At 61.6% G+C, this 17,791-nt stretch carries 16 protein-coding genes; 9 read left to right on the top strand and 7 right to left on the bottom strand.

All coding sequences use genetic code 11. From position 1 onward, the window contains the following. Window positions 1-172: 172 nt before the first annotated feature. Window positions 173-1,936 (bottom strand): AIPR family protein, encoded by a 1,764-nt coding sequence (locus pbN1_RS06810; protein ID WP_210147685.1) that lies wholly within the window; start codon window positions 1,934-1,936, stop codon window positions 173-175. Between the two features lie 349 nt (window positions 1,937-2,285). After that, complete coding sequence (locus pbN1_RS06805; RefSeq protein ID WP_169118750.1) at window positions 2,286-2,900, bottom strand: tyrosine-type recombinase/integrase; 615 nt, start codon at window positions 2,898-2,900, stop codon at window positions 2,286-2,288. Window positions 2,901-3,414: 514 nt separating this feature from the next. Here pbN1_RS06805 and pbN1_RS06800 point away from each other — a divergent pair. The 4 genes from pbN1_RS06800 to pbN1_RS06785 all read left to right on the top strand — a co-directional run bounded on the left by pbN1_RS06800 (window position 3,415) and on the right by pbN1_RS06785 (window position 5,427). Beyond that, a complete protein-coding gene (locus pbN1_RS06800; RefSeq protein WP_169118749.1) occupies window positions 3,415-3,702 on the top strand; it encodes a hypothetical protein in 288 nt (95 codons plus the stop codon). 36 nt (window positions 3,703-3,738) lie between these two features. Continuing rightward, a complete protein-coding gene (locus tag pbN1_RS06795) occupies window positions 3,739-4,164 on the top strand; it encodes a hypothetical protein (protein WP_169118748.1) in 426 nt (141 codons plus the stop codon). A 47-nt stretch (window positions 4,165-4,211) separates the two neighbouring features. Further along, window positions 4,212-4,694: a hypothetical protein gene (locus tag pbN1_RS06790; RefSeq protein ID WP_169202629.1), complete on the top strand. Its 483-nt coding sequence runs from the start codon at window positions 4,212-4,214 to the stop codon at window positions 4,692-4,694. A gap of 262 nt (window positions 4,695-4,956) precedes the next feature. Then, window positions 4,957-5,427, top strand: a complete 471-nt coding sequence (locus pbN1_RS06785; protein WP_169118746.1) for a hypothetical protein — start codon at window positions 4,957-4,959, stop codon at window positions 5,425-5,427. Window positions 5,428-5,443: 16 nt separating this feature from the next. Here pbN1_RS06785 and pbN1_RS06780 read toward each other — a convergent pair whose 3' ends face one another. Together pbN1_RS06780 and pbN1_RS06775 are read right to left on the bottom strand one after the other, a co-directional pair. Next, window positions 5,444-5,719 carry a hypothetical protein gene (locus tag pbN1_RS06780; protein WP_169202630.1) on the bottom strand — a complete coding sequence of 92 codons (276 nt, stop codon included), beginning with the start codon at window positions 5,717-5,719 and terminating at the stop codon, window positions 5,444-5,446. 584 nt (window positions 5,720-6,303) lie between these two features. Then, complete coding sequence (locus tag pbN1_RS06775) at window positions 6,304-7,461, bottom strand: ISAs1 family transposase (RefSeq protein ID WP_169202631.1); 1,158 nt, start codon at window positions 7,459-7,461, stop codon at window positions 6,304-6,306. A 61-nt stretch (window positions 7,462-7,522) separates the two neighbouring features. On the opposite strand from pbN1_RS06775, the gene pbN1_RS06770 reads away from it, so the two are divergent. Beyond that, a complete protein-coding gene (locus pbN1_RS06770; protein ID WP_169202632.1) occupies window positions 7,523-7,933 on the top strand; it encodes a hypothetical protein in 411 nt (136 codons plus the stop codon). Window positions 7,934-8,554: 621 nt separating this feature from the next. Further along, window positions 8,555-9,001, top strand: coding sequence for an SRPBCC family protein (locus tag pbN1_RS06765; RefSeq protein WP_169202633.1), 447 nt, complete (start codon window positions 8,555-8,557; stop codon window positions 8,999-9,001). A gap of 258 nt (window positions 9,002-9,259) precedes the next feature. Here pbN1_RS06765 and pbN1_RS06760 read toward each other — a convergent pair whose 3' ends face one another. The 3 genes from pbN1_RS06760 to pbN1_RS06750 all read right to left on the bottom strand — a co-directional run bounded on the left by pbN1_RS06760 (window position 9,260) and on the right by pbN1_RS06750 (window position 11,925). After that, a complete protein-coding gene (locus pbN1_RS06760) occupies window positions 9,260-9,805 on the bottom strand; it encodes a hypothetical protein (protein ID WP_169202634.1) in 546 nt (181 codons plus the stop codon). After that, on the bottom strand, window positions 9,802-10,974 hold the full coding sequence (locus pbN1_RS06755; RefSeq protein WP_169202635.1) for a methyltransferase: 1,173 nt from the start codon (window positions 10,972-10,974) through the stop codon (window positions 9,802-9,804). Before pbN1_RS06755 ends, pbN1_RS06760 begins: the two co-directional genes overlap by 4 nt. A gap of 150 nt (window positions 10,975-11,124) precedes the next feature. Continuing rightward, window positions 11,125-11,925, bottom strand: coding sequence for an SDR family oxidoreductase (locus pbN1_RS06750; protein WP_169202636.1), 801 nt, complete (start codon window positions 11,923-11,925; stop codon window positions 11,125-11,127). Between the two features lie 437 nt (window positions 11,926-12,362). Here pbN1_RS06750 and pbN1_RS06745 point away from each other — a divergent pair, with 437 nt between their 5' ends. From pbN1_RS06745 to pbN1_RS06735, 3 genes are all read left to right on the top strand, one after another. Next, the gene (locus pbN1_RS06745) at window positions 12,363-13,334 is read left to right on the top strand and encodes a YCF48-related protein (RefSeq protein WP_169202637.1); all 972 of its coding nucleotides are present in this window, start codon (window positions 12,363-12,365) and stop codon (window positions 13,332-13,334) included. 9 nt (window positions 13,335-13,343) lie between these two features. After that, window positions 13,344-15,719 (top strand): efflux RND transporter permease subunit, encoded by a 2,376-nt coding sequence (locus pbN1_RS06740; protein WP_169202638.1) that lies wholly within the window; start codon window positions 13,344-13,346, stop codon window positions 15,717-15,719. A gap of 102 nt (window positions 15,720-15,821) precedes the next feature. Next, entirely contained in the window at window positions 15,822-17,777 is a 1,956-nt protein-coding gene (locus pbN1_RS06735; protein ID WP_342343976.1) for a DUF1302 family protein, read from the top strand. Window positions 17,778-17,791 lie beyond the last annotated feature (14 nt).

Here is a 17,791-nt window from a genome sequence, read left to right as displayed (position 1 = left end):
GCCGGTCGTCGATTCGACACAGCCGCCATTCGGACGGCTAGTTCGCTCCAAGAACAGCCAGGCGACCTACGCGTGGCATGCAACTGAGCCAAAGGAGCCCCAAGCCATGAACAAATTAATCAACGGCGACGTAGGTTATGGCTTTGGGCTTGAAGTAGGGTATCCCTCGCCGTCAATCGGCAGACCAGCGGTATTCGAAGTCCTCCACCTTTAGCGCCGTCGCTTCACTGAGCTTGTTCTTGATCTCAGCTCCGCCCGGCATCATGGGCAACATGTTGAAGTAGTTTCGAATGGCGCCGTTGATCCCAGCAAGGCATCCCTTTGTCTTAACCCAGTTCTGCGGGCTAAAAACGCGGTTGGCCGGTTGTGGTTCGTTCGCGGCCGCTTCGAGAGCCATGTTTAGACTCGTGCCCGCAACCCTCACAATCTCGTCGATCATCCCTGCTTTAGCTGCAGCTTGGTAGGACCTGCTCGGACTCGGCACGCGCTCAGACTGATTGTTGGCAATCGAGAAGCACATACCTATCGCGTAGAGATGATGGTACGGTGCGTACGCCTTCATCGCCAGCAACGTCTCATTGAAGTTCAGGGGGTTGGTGGTAACCCAGTTTTCGAGCACCTTGCTCATCCAGCTGCTGAGGGAAAAAACGTTCTCTGGCTGGTAGTCCTTGTTCTTAAACAGGGTCTCGAAGTACTTATCAAAAATCTTCGTTTCCCCATATGAGAGGTTGGGGCGTTGCGTGTGCCAGGCGACCAAGTTCTTGGCGAATCCAGAGAGGTCGACGACATAGGCGGCGTCTTTCTCTGCCGGCGCAGTCTCCCCTCGCTTTGTACTGAAATATCCGTTCGGGTAACGTAGCTCGTACGCCTTCTTGATCGACAACACCCGCTTATCGTTGCTACGGAGATCTCTCGCCTTCACCGCACTCTGAGAGTTGGTGAAAATCGAAATCTTATCCGCGCGCTCACGTTGCGGGATTTCATAGAAACGGAAAAGAATGAATGCGTCATCGACCTTCTTAACCGTTTCACTACACGACAAAATCGTGTTGAGCGATTGACATCCATTGACGACGCTCAACCCTTTGAGGCTAAGAGTTTCCCCCTCCAACGTCAGTTTGTTGCAGAGCGCCGTGACTCCGTTATGGAAGAAGAAGAAGTCCGAGCGTTTGTCGCCGAGGATTGTGCTTCGAATCCCCTTGTTGACCGCGTTACTCGATCCCAAGCTCTGACGAACATTCTTCTGAAATAACGTACCGTCCTTAATCCCTGGGAGTTTGACGCACTCACTTAGTGGCAGCGCAGCGATCACCACAGGTGTCCCAGCGACCTCGTGGAACATGAATTTGCTGCCCTTAAGCTGCAAATCGTAGTTGAGGCTCGGGTTATCCGTCTCGACCGCGTACTCGTAGCGTCGCCGCAACTCGTCGGGGTCGATGACATGAATTGTTGCGTCAAAGTCGTCTTTTTCGCTGAGTCGAGCAAGCTCCTGTTGAAACGCTTCCAAGTCATGCTTGGCCGCGTCCGTAAGGACTCCGGTAGTAATGAGCTCGAAGGAAACCTCGTAGTCCTCATCCAGCGCCGCGGCGAGTTCTGCGAGTTTCCTTTGCAGCTTTGCATTAGCGACGTTTTGCAGGCGAGCCAAGTCCTTGATCTGCAGCCAAGCCGACAAGACTTCGCGCAACGGTTCGGCGTCCACTACGCCGCCCTGGATGAACTTTCCTTGGACAATGTGAACGAGCGATCTGTCATCGTCAATAACGATGGCGTCAATCTGTTTATCGTTTCCGCCATCGGTGATATCGTCGCGAGTCTCGTTCATGTCGCGAAAAAGGATGTTTCGCAGATACCAAGCGACGAACCGTTGGCCGTCGTTAGAAAACCTCTGCCGAAAATATTCCGACGAATCAATCTGCTGCTTGATCAGCTCGTACACGCCTCTGCCTCCCCCAAAATACTCTTGTACGTCCATCGCTTCATTATGGCATGAAGATTGAATGAGGTTCATTCGACCGTGCGAACATCAATGTGAGTCGCATGGACCTTTCCAGGTAGCCCCGAGTGTCCATCTGGGGTGAAATACCTGCTAGATGATGCGTAATAGCCAAGTCGCGGCGTCGGCCGGTGAATTTTAGTCGGCTACCCGATAGGTTTCAGAGTGGAGCCGCCGGTTGAATGGCGGCTATGCCTGATGGGCGACTGGCTGACGTTGGCCGATCCTACCCTCCCGGCGGTTAGCGGCCGCTCGTCGCTTCAGTGGTTTTCGGCGAGCAGCCGAACCACGGTCAGATTTCGATCTGCTCAGAGATCTCCAGGGCATCGTCGACCTCGATGCCAAGATATCGGACTGTGGACTCCAGCTTGGAATGACCCAGTAGGAGTTGAACCGCCCGCAAGTTCTTCGTCCGCTTGTAGATCAGGGTCGCCTTCGTCCGTCGCATGGAATGCGTGCCGTAGGCGGATGGATCCAGGCCGGCCGCTGTCACCCATTGTTCGACGATCCTCGCATACTGGCGGGTGGAGACGTGCGGCGAACGGTGCAGCCTGCTGGGAAAGAGGAAGTCCTCCGGCTTTAGCTTTGCCCTCTCGATCCATGTCGCCACTGCAGCTCGCGTCGGCTCAGTCAGTTCGAACTGGACCGGCCGCTGCGTCTTTTTCTGGACGACCGCCGTGCGGGACAGCACTTGGTTGCCATGCGTCACGTCACGAACGCGCAGGGCGACGAGGTCACATCCGCGTAGTTTGCTGTCGATGGCGAGGTTGAACAGCGCCAGATCCCGCACTTGATGCGCGTTCTGTAGGTGGATGCGGATCGCCCAGATGTCCTTGGGCTTGAGCGGCGCCTTCTGACCCACCAGCTTTCCCTTGTTCCAGGGCTCCCGACGCTCGTAGGATTCCATGTCAGACTCCTTTGCTGTTGATCGGAGCCTGATTGTTCCCCCCCGAGCGTCCGACCGCTTACAGGGAGAGCCGCCAACTCGTGCTGCCGGCCAGGACCTGCCGGTGACGATTTTTCCGCTAAGCCGACGTTGAGGTGGATCTCGGGTTCATAAGCCGTCGTTCGCCCGACAGAGGCGGCTTCCGCCGACGACGAGCTGCTCTGCGAGTGCTCCAGATGCTGGCCATCGCCTTCCCGAGGTCTCAGCCGGGCTAGGAACAGTCAGTGAGAGTTTGCCGCGTCTAGCGGGCATTCCACATCTATATACGGTATGCTGCTCGCGTTTGTGGCGCCGCCGGCTTTCGCGATCTGTTGCTCGGGGCGAGAAGCGTCACCTATGATGTTAAGTGCCGATTTTCGTAGAAGGCATGAGGCTTGTGCGGTTTGATGTTATCGAACGCTGCCCATGTTATGCAGCAATGCAGTCTCCCTAAAGCAATTTTGGGCGTCACACGAGAACCGATGAGGAAGCGCAAATGCAGCTAAAACACTCGGCAGTCAAACGCGGTGGCGTAACGTCCTCGTACTGGTCTGGTGGCACCCAGGATGTCTCCTGCCATACCGGCGCCGAGGGCCTTCGATTCAGCTTCATGCTTCCGTCAAAGGGCGGTGGCGATACGCAAATCCAGGTCAGCGTAGGTCTTGAAGACTTACGAGTTCTACTCAAACAACTCGCCGCAGAGCACCCAGACTTTGCGCAAACCCTCGCTGAATGCACGCAAGTTGCTGTTTCGGCGCTGCTTAAGTTAAAGAAGTCCGGGTAGGTTCAGTCCGGTCACGCAAGTTAGGCATCAAGTGCAATGACGCCCAACACCTCCATCGGGCGTCGCTCATGTCGAACGTTGGGCGTCACGCGATACGTTATCTTCCTTACAACGACCATGAAAAGCAAAGAGGCGTTTGCCTTTCCTCTTCCGGGATTCAGTCATCAAGAAAGCCGCATTCTGCGGCAACTTGTTGTCTGGGCCGATGAGTACCTTCACAAGAAGGCAGCAACAAAGTCGCGATACATTGCGCCGCCCACGACGGAACAATGTACGAAGCATTTCCAAGTATCGCACTACGAAATGATGGCCTTGCTCAATCGGCTTGAGCGTGACGGTCTGGTAAGTAAGGAGCGCAGGCTATCTGCCGGCCTATCGGGCAACGGGTACGACGGCTCTCTTCATTCATCGGTGCTGCCAACGATGAAGGCTCGAGACCTTGTTGCGCGCAATTCGAAGTGAGCAGTCAGTGGTCGTCTCGCCCCAACCCCTCCATCGAGCCAACAAACATGACGGAGTATTGTACTATGCGGAGTGACTCACTTGCCACGAAAACCTACGCCCTTTCAGTCCTTATTCCGCTGATGTTTGGGGCAGCGGGTGCTCGAGCCGAGCCGCCGCCACCTTTTGCTGTGACCTGTAACCAATTAGTTGTTGGTCCTGCCAAGAGCGTCGATGATCCAATTCGAATCAACTGGGATGGAGCAAAGCTCGTTACGAAGGGGCATAGCCCGGATGGGAAGATCGAAACAGATGAAGATCGAGTAATTTCGAGCAAGAATTTGCCTGTGGGCCGCTTAGGGGGTGTGCACTTTACCTTTCATACGGCGACTCACCAAACAAAGGCCTATCGATACCTCACATCCTTGAAGCTCTTACCGCGCGCCAAAGGTTATTCACTCGAAATGAGTTTCGCAACGGTCGACGCCGAGGGGCTCCTAATAACAGCAGGGTCGATTGACTATGACGAATGCTATCTGCAAAATTTGTGATCGCATTATTGTAGTCGAAATCGTGTCCGCCGGAATTTGGTTGGGGCGCAATGTCTCGGATCGGTGTTGGTAAATGCACTGAATCTGAACCACCTGCGCCCCTGTCGTCGCTCCAGCGGGTGCCTGCCGGCACGGCTGATCTTGGTCGTTGAGCGTCCGCTTTCCCATTGAGGGTAGAGCGGCTGTGGGTCGAGCCCGGCCTGACGGATGCGAAGATAGCAGCCGTTCGAGGGGACAGAATCTCTAGACTGCCAGGATGATAATGCGCAGAGACGAAATCGCAAATGAATTATCGATCAGGGCATTCGAGTTCTTTTATTGGTTTTCCCGGTTCGAATTTGCACTTAAAGAGAACGGCTACTTAAGGTCTCATGATGTAGGCAAAAAAGCTGAACCAGGCTGGGATGAGTTTGTAGCGAAGTGGAGTGAAGGATATAGCCCCTCTCGCAACGCAATTGAGTTGCTACGAGCGCCTCCTGAGACGCAAGTGGTGGGGGAAAACAGTCAGCTGACATGGCGAGTCACAGAGCTATCGGACTACCGATCTGATTTGGCGAAAGTTGTTCGACTGGTCAAGACGGTGCGGAATAATTTGTTCCACGGTGGAAAACATGGCGGTGCTGGCTGGAGCAATCCAAGCAGAACCGAGTCACTGCTAACAAATGCGACGGCTGTCTTGGATCAACTAGCCGAGCTCGCTGTCATTGAGGCGGACTACCAAAAGAGATACTGAGAAAGCCGATTTAGACCTACAACAGATCATTTGTCATAACCAAAAACTCAAAATGACGAATTTCCACCTCGTTCTTGTGGCTCTCACGACGATTGTTGGAGCAACGATCGCACCTGCATCCGCCGTGGAACCGGCCGGTCAGATGGTTTTTTACGATGCTAACAATGGTGGAAACTGCAGTAGTTGCGCGTGGATTGCGGCTACGGGCGAGATAACGGAGGGAACCGCTGAGCGATTCGAACGCTTCGTCCAGCAGCGCAACGACAAAATGTGCCGGTTGGTGGTCATGCATTCGCCCGGCGGGTTGCTAACGGAGGGCATTAGACTAGGCTACGCATTGCGAAAGCATGGATGCACCACGACCATTGGACGTACCGTGTCGGCACAGATTAAGGAAGCGCCCCATCTCAAAGATGTAGAACCGGGCCATTGCTACTCAGCGTGCGCTTATGCTTTCCTCGGTGGCGAGCGCCGTTGGGTGGATGCAACAAGCCGCTATGGAGTGCACCAGCACTTCAACGCGGATGCCGTTGTGGCACCCCTTGCCAAAACACTCAGTTCGCTGGACTTATCGACGAGTCAGTTCCTGACAGGGTTGCTGGTCGCCTATGTGATCGAAATGGACGTGAATCCGCTGCTCGTGACCGTTGCAGCGATGGCTGCCCCTCATGAAGACATTGCTGTTCTGGATCGTAATGCTCTTGAGGCAATGCGAGTTGTTACTGATATTACGCCTCCGATGGCTGAGTGGTCTCTCGTTCCAATCGCAAATGGCCTAGTCGCGCAGGTTGAGCAGATACAGGATGATTCCGGCTCAATTCAAAGAGCCCGTCTGCTATGCACAAGCGGGCCAGGGCTCCCGCAGCTACGCATTCATCATGAATCGTCGTCCTCATCATCATCCTCATCAGGCACCTCGAAGCCGAGCAGTGCGGCCCGAAACTCATCGGACGTCGCGGCCAGCAGTCGTTTGGTCTTGATGCTGGTCTTGATGGACTTGTCGAGCCGGATGAGATTGAGCGCCATGTGGCGCACCAGCGCCAGGTTATGGGCAATGTGACCGATGCGCCCGCGCGCGTAGTCGTCACCGAACTGAACATCCAGGCACCAGTGCAGACGATTCTCGACTTCCCAGTGACTTCTGATCGCCAGCGCAATGCGCTCGGCATCGGCCGGCAGACTGCTGATGTAGTAGGCGCGCTCCGTGCTGGTGCGCTCGCCCACCGTACGCACGCGCTCGACGACGGCAAAGCTGGCCACATCCTTCCAGGCCGCGGCTTTGTGGAGCCGATCGGTCGCGTCATACGCCGTGCAGCGGCGCACTTCGGTCCGTCCATGGCCGGTGCTCGTGGTTTCATGCGTCGAACTCGGTGTCAGCGGACCGCGCGGATCGATGTCGGCGAACATGATCGAGTCGAGCAGCTTCGGGTGGTTGTCTTTCACGCACAGCACGTAGTGGGCGCCTCGCTCACGGATGGCGCGCGCGATCTTGGTCTGCGTGCCCATCGCATCGATGGTGACGATGCAGCCGTTGATGTCGAGCACCTTGAGCAGTTCGGGAATCGCCGTGATCTCGTTGGACTTCTCCGCCGTCGCCGTCTGGCCCAGCACCACGCCCACGTTGGCGGCAAAGGCGCTGACCAGATGCAGCGGCGCGGCGGCCGCCTTGCTCGTCGTGCGTCGGCTCGACTTGCCATCGATGGCGACAACCTGGTCCTGGCCGAGCGCCGGAATAATGCGACCCACCCACGTGCGAAAGGCCTGCTCGAACTGCTTCGGGTCGAGCAGCGCGAACACCCGCTCGAAGGTGTCGGGCGAAGCCACCCCATAGTCGAGCCGCAGAAAGCCGCGCAGCCACGGCAGCTTGGCTTGGCCCCACTGCGAAACTTCCTCGAAGTCGTCCGCCCCGCTGAGTACTGCACACACCGCCACGGTGAGCAGTTCGCTCAAGCGGTGCCGCGTCTGTTGCGCGTTGCGCCAGTCCTCGAGACCCTCGAAAACCTCCACCATGTCGGCCAGCTTCCCTATGTCCATCGGTCGCCCAAAAAGACAGGAAGCTACACAAAAACACCGATTGTGAACAGGGGTATGCCAAGTGATTGATTGTCAACGCTATTTTCAAGTGGTCAACGACAAATGCGTAGCTGCGGCAGCCCTGACAAGCGGGCAGCCAAACAAGCGCTTCCTCGAAATCATCGTGCCTGTTGGTCAATTCGCAGGACAGATAGACCACGAACTTAAGCTTGGCCGCGGCGCCGTGGTATTACGCAGTGATACCACCCTTGAGATCAATAATTACAGCGCTGAAATTGTAGGCCAAGAAAAGAAGTCACTTATGATCCTTCGGTTAGCCTTGAGCGACGACGCATTGGAGCAGCTAGTGAAGGAGAAAAAATTTTCCTGGGCGCGGGACGCATCAAGAGTGTCTCAAAAATTCTTTTCAGGCTGGTTTTCGCTAAAAAAGGCAGGGACGATGAGTCCGTTTGCGTTCAAGCACTGCATCTAATTACAGGACAGCGCGGCGACATAGGGTGGTTTAAATACATTTGCCCCCTACGCGGAACTGGATTGAACGACCGCTTCGCGATGGGGCGTATGGCCGCATTGGGTCGGAAGTTCGAGTTCATCGGGCGGGCAAGCGGTCATTGACCATGGGCGGCGGCTGAGCGACGGGTATCCCGCTCATTGCCGCCCGATACCGAACACAAGGCCAACGGCAGGTCAGGCCGAGTAGCACTCATTGAGCACCTGGCAGGTTTCAGCGTGAAGCGGCCTTTTTGGTGTCAGGGCTGGAGATTGGGTGATCGACCGCTCGTAGCCGGAAGCTCCGCTTTACGGACATTTCCCCAAAGCGGTCGTCCCCCTTCTCGGCAGTGCCGACCGATCGGCCGCTGTGGTCGATGACGCCGGGTGGACCGCGTCGAAGGCCGTTCAACCTTGAAGTCGCCCTTGAGCCATTACAGGAATGACTGTCCGGAGCCGCTCGGCTTGTCACGCCGAGGCAGAGCGGGTGATCCCGAGCACCAAAGGATTTCGGGTGACTATCGCTTGGGTTTCCTGCCGTTCGACTAAGGTATGAGAAGGGGCGGCAACGGCCCCGAATCCAACCCCAACGAAAGGAGAGAACATGCCTACCGGTACCGTCCACCTGCACCGCGTGCTGCGCGCAAAACCCGAGAAGATCTACCGTGCTTTCCTCGATGCGGAAGCGCTCGCCCGATGGCTGCCGCCCAACGGCTTCACCTGCAAGGTCGACCACCTGGATGCCAAGGTTGGCGGCACGTTCAGGATGGCGTTCAGGAATTTCGGCACGGGCAACAGTCAATCCTTCGGCGGCAGCTATCTGGAACTCATTCCGAACGAACGCATCCGCCACACGGACAAGTTCGACGACCCTGGCCTGCCCGGCGAAATGGTGATGACGGTCACCCTGCGCGCGGTGGCCTGCGGGACGGAGGTGCACATCGTGCAGGAAGGTATCCCGGAGGCGATTCCGCCGGAGTTCTGCTACCTCGGGTGGCAGGAGTCGCTCGAGCATCTGGCGCGGCTCGTCGAGCCGGAAATTCCGGATTGAAACCCAGCCCGGATCCTTCCGCGGGATATGGCGCGGCCGTCATTACGAGGCAGTCGTTCGGGATGACCCCAATGCAGAATTTTCCGCCTGTGCAAGGCCTGCCGGCCGCCGCACGACCCTTGCATCCGTGCCATGGCGCGGAACCGTTCCGGCGCCTGGCTGTGTTACCCCTGCGCCTATCCCGACAATTGGAATAGCGGCCAGTGCTACCAAGGGGCCGCGGCCGAGGTGAAGAGCGCGGCGCGAATTCCGTCGTTACTACCGCCGGCCTTGCTCGCGCCGCTCCAGCGGGGTCAGCGCTCTCTTGATCACGATGTCATCGGCGAGGATGTGATTCTGGCCGCGCGTCGAGACGACGCCTTTCACGATCACCGCGCAAGAGCGGTTGCAGGTTTCCAGGATCCGCAGGCGTAGCTCCCGGTCGAGCTGGTCGGTTTTGACCTGAATCGTGTTCGCGCTCGGCAACTGCTTCCCGAAGGACACGAGGCCGGGCGCAGCCAAGTTGGAAATCTCGCCTTCGACCTCGACCTTTTTTCCCCTGTGGCCACTGAGGTTGACCCACAGCTCGTGAAAGTCGATCGCGGTGTATGGCTCGGAGACGATCTCCGTCTGCGCGCTTCTGAACGCCTCGTCGTAGCATGCCAGCCGTGCGGCGTCTTCGTCGATGCGCCGACACTCGGCCGGATCTGCCGCCCCTGCAGCTTGTGCCACGCAGGCGAGCGCTGCATAAAGCGCCCATCGCAGACTATTCATTCCTTTTCCTCGAAATAAGCATCCAGTATCCGGGTGAGTTGCGATCTTCAAGACCGCGCCAGCACCATCAGATTTCGCGGCGTAAGCGCGCGTGCGCAGAAGGTGCCGACCTCGACGCCGAACCCGGCCTCTTCGAGCCCCAGCGCGAGATCCATGACGAGCCACGTCTCCAGCGCGCGCCGGAACGCGTGACGCACCAGTTCGAAGCGCCGCACTTCGGCGCGGCGCCGCTCGCCGCTCGCGAGCCAGTGCGTCCAGTCGATCGCGGCCGGCAAGCGCACGCGCTCGCGCTGCGCCAGGGCTTCGCAGAAGCCGGTGAAGTCGCCCGACAGCCAGGGTGAGGGCACCGGGCGGAAAGGGCGGATCGCCTCGCCTTCGAGCGCGTTGCGCAACGCGATGAAGCCGAGTTTCCACGCCTGATCGCGTGCGAGACGTTGTCGCACGTGGCGCGGGGCGGTGACGGTCTCGGTCACCGCGAGGCGCAGCGCCGCGGCGTCGAGCGGCAGCGAAGCTTCCGAGCTCAGCGGGCGGTAGCCGTCGTCGGCGCCGAGGTGGTAGCAGCAGGGCGCGATCCGGTAGCTGTGCGCGCGGTCGTCGGCGGCGGAGCGCACCAGCGTCCGGTGCAGCTCGCCGCACGCGTGCAGCGCGACGACGGCGTGGCCGCGGACGTGTTCGCGCGATCCCGGCGCGAGTGCGTCGGCGCACAGCACCGTCTGCTCGACGCCCGCGCGCTGGGCGAGGCGTTGCGCCGCTTCGCACAGCGCCGGGTCGAGCTCCAGCGAGCGGACCGCCACCCGGTCGGCGAGCGCGAGGCGCCTTCCCAAGTGCCCTTTGCCGGCACACCACTCCAGCAGCGGCGCGTGGGCGGCGTGCCCGTGCGCGGCGAAAGCTTCGACCTGCTCGCGCTTGCGTCCGGGAATCGACCAGTCGAACCGGGTGCCGACGGGCGGCAGCACGCGGGGGACCAGTTTCGGCACGTCGCACAAGGCTTCGAGCCTGCCGGCTGCCGGCAGCCGGGGCGTGAGCCACGCACGGCACGCGGCGGGATCGGCGGTGAATTGCTCGAGCGCGGCTTCGTCGAGCCCGAGCACCGCTTCGGCCAGCGCCGGCCACTGTGCGCACCATTCGGGGCGCCGGACGTGAAACGGCTGCGGCCGCCATAGCGACTGGTGCTGCTGCAGCACCGACTGCAGTTCGAGAAGGCGTTCACGATGGTTCATGGTCGGGCCGGGCGGGACTCGGATGCGACGAAGACCCGGGAAGTGCTGGACTGGAATGGCCAAGGAGGGCACTGCATGCGGCGATTGCACGTGTCCGTATGTCCGGACTTCGGTGCGTCATTCCTGTTTGCCGCGGCCGATTCCATCGCGCTAGACGACCATCGGCGTGACGGCGCCGTCCATCGCCAGGATCGCCCCCGAAATGTAAGCGGCTTTCGGCGAACACAGGAAAAGGACCGCATTGGCGATTTCTTCCGGGGTGGCGATACGCCCGAGCGGCATCGCGGAACTGGCGCGCTGGAGCGCTTCGGCCGGCGTGATGCCGTTCAGGCGGGCGTCGGCCTCCAGCCCTTCCTTCATGCGCTCGGTGAGCGTGATGCCTGGGTTGACCGCATTGACGCGCACACCCCGGGGGCCATATGCAGCGGCCAGTCCGGCGCTGACCAGCATCAGTGCCGCATTGGCGGCACCACCCGGCAGGTGGGTCGGGAAGGCGACTTTCCCGCCCGCGCCGACGATGTTGACGATGACGCCGGCGCCGCGCGCGGCCATGCGCTTGACCAGCGGGTCGATCAGGTGGATGTAGGTGAAATACTTCGCATCCATCGCATCGTGCCAATGCTGCGGCGTCAGCTCGTCGGGCGGTGTGCGTTTTGCGGCCCCGGCCGAATTGACGAGTACGTCGACCGGACCGCACTCGCTTTCGACCCGTTTGACGATGGCCGCGGCGGCATCCGCGCTCCGGAGATCGCCGCTGTAGAGGAAGATGCGGCCGGCGGCGTCCGGGGAGGCCGCGAGCAGCGCCTGCCTGCCGGCTTCCAGGTTGGTCATTTCGCGCGAGACGAGACTGACGCTGGCGCCTTCCTCGAGGAACCCTTTCGCGCAGGCCAATCCGATGCCTTTGCTGCCGCCGGAGATGAGGGCGTGCTTGCCCTGCAGTTGCAAATCCATATCGCAGTCTCGAAAAGTTGAAGGGGGAAGAATCGCCGGATGGTGTCGGGCGGGCCGGTGGGCGCGCGGGGCGTCGATGCCCTCCGGCATGCTGCCTGCGAGCCAACTCCTTCGCAACCGCCGCCGCGGGCTGCCGGCCGGGCCGGGCAGTCGCCGCCCGGCCCCGCGACGCCGCAACGCCGCGCAAACGATCGGTAGTCCGGGGATAGGCGCCGCAGTTGGTGGATAGCGACCGGTCGCCGAAGGCCTTGCCTTCAGGACGTCGCGCGGCATCAGGAATTCTTTCCTTACAGACCGAGAGCCGGAACCCAATCGGCCAGCAGTCGCCCGGCGGTTTCTGCGCGCCGATTCGGTCGGCGCACGGGAATATCCAGCCCCAGCTGAATGATTCGCTTCCCGCAACGCGGGGAGCCATTGGCAGACCTCAAGGGGGCTTGATGACAGGTATTGACCGATTCCGTTCTCTAATATTTCCGTTTGCACTGGCCCAAGCCGTGCTGCTCGGCTGCAGCGCATCGGCGAATCTGAGCGACGTTGCGATCGAACAGGCCAGGCCGGTGCTGCGCTCCGATCAGTTCCAGGCCGGCGTCGGCAATTCCCGCGTCCTCGTGGCGGTCGGCGCCAACGGCGTCATCGTCTGGTCGGACGATGCCGGCAAGCGCTGGCAGCGTCACGTCGTCGACGTCGAAGCGTCGCTGGTCGATGTCGCGGTGTGTCCGGACGGCAGCTTCGTCGCGCTCGACTTCAAGCGCCGGGTGTGGGTGGCCGACGGCGCGGCGAGCAGCTGGTCGAGCATGGCGCTCGCGACCGAAGCGACGCCGCTGGCCGTCGCCTGCGATCCGGCCGGGCAGTACTGGGTCGTCGGCAGCGACAGCACGATCCTGTCGAGCGCGGACCGCGGCGCCAGCTGGCAGGCGACCTCGCTCGGCGAGGACCTGATGTTCACGACGATCCAGTTCATCGACGCGCTTCACGGCGTCGTCACCGGTGAATTCGGCAGCCTGATGACGACGCGGGATGGCGGCGCGAGCTGGCAGGCGGGCGCACCGATTCCGAACGATTTCTACCCGTACGACGCGCTCTTCACCGATCCGGACACCGGGTGGGTGAGCGGGCTCGCCGGCACGATCCTGCACACCCGCGATGGCGGAGCGAGCTGGGAGAAACAGAGCAACCCGACCGGTGCGCCGATGTACGGCCTGACCCGGCACAACGACGACGTGTTCGCGGTCGGTGCGAACGGCCTGGTGCTGAAACTGGCCGGCAGCGAATGGGTGCCAGCGGGCGGGCGGGCCGCGCCCTACCTGCGCACCGCGTTCTCGATGAACGGCGACGCGCTGCTCGTCGCCGGCGGCGCGGGGATGGTGGAAATCGTCCCGATGACCGCCAGCGCCGTGACCCAAAAGTAAGGAGAGGCCGTGCGACACCAATTCACCCATGCGCTGCACCAGCTGGAGACCAGGATCTTCGCGTTCCCGAAACTCGTCCTCGGCGCGATCTTCCTGATCACCGTGTTTTTCGCGCTGCAGATCCCGGCGCTGAAGATGCACACCGAGTTCGCCGACCTGCTGCCGCAGAACCACGACTACATCAAGCTGCACAACGAGATCCGCGACACCTTCGGCGGCGCGAACCAGATCGTCGTCGCGGTCGAGGTCGAGTCCGGAACGATCTACAGCAACGAGACGCTGGCGCTGATCCACCGGATGACCCAGGCGGTCGACAGCCTTTCGGGCGTCAATCACAACCTCGTCTCGAGCCTCACGCACCGGACCGCGCGCAAGGTGTGGCTCACCGAAAGCGGGGAGATGCGCTCGCAGCCGTACTACGACCCGCAGCAAAGCGCGCTTTCCGCGGCCGAGCTCGAAGCGTTCGGCAAGGACGTGATGGCCAATCCGCGCATCTACGGCCTGCTCGTCTCGCCGGACCAGAAGGCGGCGCTGATCAAGGCGCAGATGAACGAAGCCGGGACGATCGACTACGAGAAGATCTTCCAGGAGCTGCAGCAGGTGCGCGAGCGCGAACAGGTCGCCGGAACCCGCATCCACGCGACCGGCCAGCCGGTGCTGATCGGCTGGGTCTACACCTACCTGCCGCAGATCCTGCAGATCTTCCTGTTCACGCTGCTGCTGATGGTCGCTCTGCTGGTCGGCTATTTCCGCCGCTTCTACGGCGTCGCGGTGCCGCTCGTCGGCATCGCGCTGTCGTCGATCTGGGGGCTCGGCTTCGTCGCGAAGATGGGTTGGAATCTCGATCCGCTGAACCTCGTGATCCCGTTCCTGATCGCCGCGCGCGCGATGTCGCACAGCATCCAGCTCGTCGAGCGCTACTACGACGAGCTGGCGACGAGCCAGGACAGCCGGACGGCTGCGCGCGCCGCCTTCGACGACCTGTTCCGCCCGGGCGCGCTCGCGATCGTCGTCGACGCGGTCGGGATCCTGGTGCTCGCGCTCGGCGCCGCGCCGATCAACACCAAGCTCGGCTATTACGCAGGATTCTGGGCGTTCTCGGTGTTCTTCACGGTGCTGCTCGTCGTGCCGCTGCTGCTGCTGTTGTTGCCGCAACCGAAGAAGACCGAGAACCGCCGCGGCTGGGCGCACCAGCTGGTGCTGCGGCTGTTCGGCGTCGTCGCCCACCGCAAGGGCGCCGCGACGGTGCTGTTCGTCGCGGCGGGACTGTTCGTCGCGGGCGGCATGCTGAGCGCGCGGGTGACGATCGGCGAAGCCGAATCCGGCTCGCCGCTGCTGTATCCGGATCACGACTACAACGTCTCGTCGCGGGCGATCAACGCGCGCTTCCCCGGTTCGGAAGAGCTGTACATCGTCGCGCGCACCGGCGAGAAAGGCGGCTTGAAGCGTCCGGAAGTGCTGCAGGCGATCGAGCGCTTCCAGAACCACATGCTGCTCGATCCGGCGCTCGGCGGGACGAAGGCCTTGCCGGGCCTGGTGCGCGCGGTCAACGGCATGATCCACAATACCGACCCGCGCTGGAACCAGATTCCCGAGTCGCCCGCGGGGGTCGGCGGGCTGCTGTTCGCCTACATGGCGGCGAGTCCGATTCCGGGCGCGCTCAACGAGTTCCTCAACGCCGACGAGACCGACGCGAACCTGGTCTTCTACTACAAGGACAAGCAGGCCGACACGATCCAGCGCGCGATCCATGTCGCGAAGGCGGGGATCGAGAAGATCGGCGACATCGAGGACTTTTCGATCCGCCTCGGCGGCGGGGCGATCGGCGTCAATGCCGCGATCAACGACGCGGTCGACGACGACAACCGGCTGATCGTGCCGCTGGTGCTGGTGCTCGCGTTCGCGTTCGTCACCGTGTTCTACGGTTCGCTGCACGCCGGCTGGCTGATGGTGCTGCCGATGCTGTTCGCCACGGTGATGACTTACGCGTACATGGGGATCAACGGCATCGGCATCAACGTCAATACGGTGCCGGTCATCGCGGTGGGCATCGGCGTCGGCATCGACTACGCGATCTACATCATGAACCGCATCCGCGAGGAAATGGCGGCCACCCGCGACCTCGGCCAGGCGGTGCTGCGCGCGGCGGGCACTACCGGCTTCGCGGTCGTGTTCACCGCGGTGACGCTGATCGCCGGCGTGATCATGTGGGTGCTCCTTTCCGACCTGCGTTTCCAGGCCGACTCGGCCCTGCTGCTGAGCCTGATGCTGGTGTTCAACGCACTGGCGGCAATGCTGCTGATGCCCGCGTGGGTCGTGATCTTCAAGCCGGCGTTCATCACCAAGGCGTATCTCGACGAAGACGGCGTGCTGCAGGTGTCGTGAGTTTGTTGCCCGGAATAACTACAAGCAATTCAAGGGGGGGTAGTCAAAGTGGGGACATCTTCAACAAAGGCGAAACACGATAAGCGTCTGGTTTCGGCAGGCTTGGTCACGCTCGCGATGGGGATCGCGCAGCCGGCCGCGGCGCAAGTCGGCAACGAACTCGATTCGGACACCCGGGTCGATGTGACCTACGAGAACGCGACCTTCGCCCGCAAGGACGTCGGCCTGTCGAAATTTCGCAACACGCTCAAAGTCGATGTCGATCGCAAGCTCGGCGCGCGCGGCCCGTTCGACGACTTCGGCATGTTTCTGAAGCTGCGCGGCACCTTCGACGGTGTCTATCGCATGAATGACGACAAGTACGGCAAGCGCGCGGGCCACGCGGTGCAGCTCGAAAACACGGTCGGCATCCCGGGCCAGTCGGTGCCGCACGGCGGGGGGCTCGGCAGCGCCGCCAACCCGCTGACCGCAGGGCTCGCCGGGCTGCCGGGCGGCGGGGCGTTCGGCTTCAACGCGACGGACCCGAGCGCGCCGCGCTACAACCCGAATGAAGGGATGGAGGTCCTCGGCTCGCATCTGGCCCGCACCGACGGCGGCGTCGCGTTCGGCGTGCCGGTGCGCCCCTGCGACGAGGACTCGCGCGGCTGCATCGACGACTACCTCGACGCCGACCGCAGCGAGCTCGAGGCGCCCGAATTCAACGATCGGCTGGACTTCATCCGCGAGGCGTATTTCGCCGGGACGATTCCGCTCGACAACGGCGCCGGCCTGTTCCTGAAAGTCGGCAAGCAGCAGGTCGTGTGGGGCCGCACGGACCTGTTCCGCGTGCTCGACGTGATCAACCCGGTCGACTATTCGCGCAACAACATCTACGACGAACTCCAGGATATCCGCATCCCGATGTGGATCGCCCAGGCCGAGTACCGCGCCGGGCCGACGGAGACCTTCGATGATCTGAACTTCGCGGTGGTGTGGAACTTCGACAAGTTCCGCCCGCACAACATCGGCCAGTGCGGCACGCCGAACGTGATCCTCGACGCGGGCTGTTTCATGCGCGGCATGAAGAACCTGTGGGACAACGGCGGCACCGTCGCGAACTTCGCGAACCTCGGCCTGCCGGGGCTCGCGGCGACCGACTTCGGGCCGAACCAGATCGGCATCCGCAAGGCGCACATGCCGAGCTGGTCGCTCAGCAACACGCAGCTCGGTGTCAAGCTCGAAGGGCAGAAGGCCGGCGTCGGCTTCTCGCTGAACGCGCTGACCTACCGCTCGCAGCTGCCGTCGCTGCGCGGCGGCATTCCGGCGCGAAACCCGTTCGATCCGGTCGGCGCAGTCGACACCGTGCCGCAACCGCATCCGTATCCGTACCTGATCGCGTTCGACATCCACTTCCCGCGCATCAACCTGATCGGCGGCTCGATGGACCTGCAGGTCGATTCGATCAAGTCGGTGTTCCGGCTCGAAGCGGCGCTGACCCACGGCGAGGAGTTCCCGAACGGCCTGCGCGAGCGGCTCTTTTCCGAGTCGCGCGTGTTCCGCTACGTGATCGGCTGGGATCGGCCGACCTTCATTCCGTTCCTCAACAAGGACCGCGCGTTCCTGATCTCCGGGCAGCTCTTCGGCCAGCACCTGCTCGATCACGAGCTCGAACAGCGCCCGCTGGGCAAGGTCGGCATGCCGGACTGGGAGCAGAACAACATCGTGACGCTGCTCGTGAAGGGTTTCTACATGAACGACCGGGTCAGCCCGCAGGTGATCATGGCCCACGACGTCAGGGCCGACGCGACCGCGATCGCACCTTCGATCGACTGGCTGGTCACCGACCAGCTCAAGCTCACCGTCGGCGCGAACATCAAGGTCGGCACGGGCGCGCGCAAGTTCGACGACTGCCGCACCTGCAACCCCTTCCATCCGTTCTCGGCCTCGCCGGGCCAGGGGCCGAACGACGGCTCGCTCGGCCTGTCCGGCTACGAGCCGCTGGGGCGCTTCCGCGCCGGGCCGATCGGCATGGCCCAGAAAGAAGACGAGCTCCAGTTCACCCTGCAATACACGTTCTAGATTCGGGAGGATCG

It is taken from the genome of Aromatoleum bremense (assembly GCF_017894365.1).
Lineage (GTDB): Bacteria > Pseudomonadota > Gammaproteobacteria > Burkholderiales > Rhodocyclaceae > Aromatoleum > Aromatoleum bremense.
This window is presented reverse-complemented; position numbering and strand designations above follow the sequence as displayed.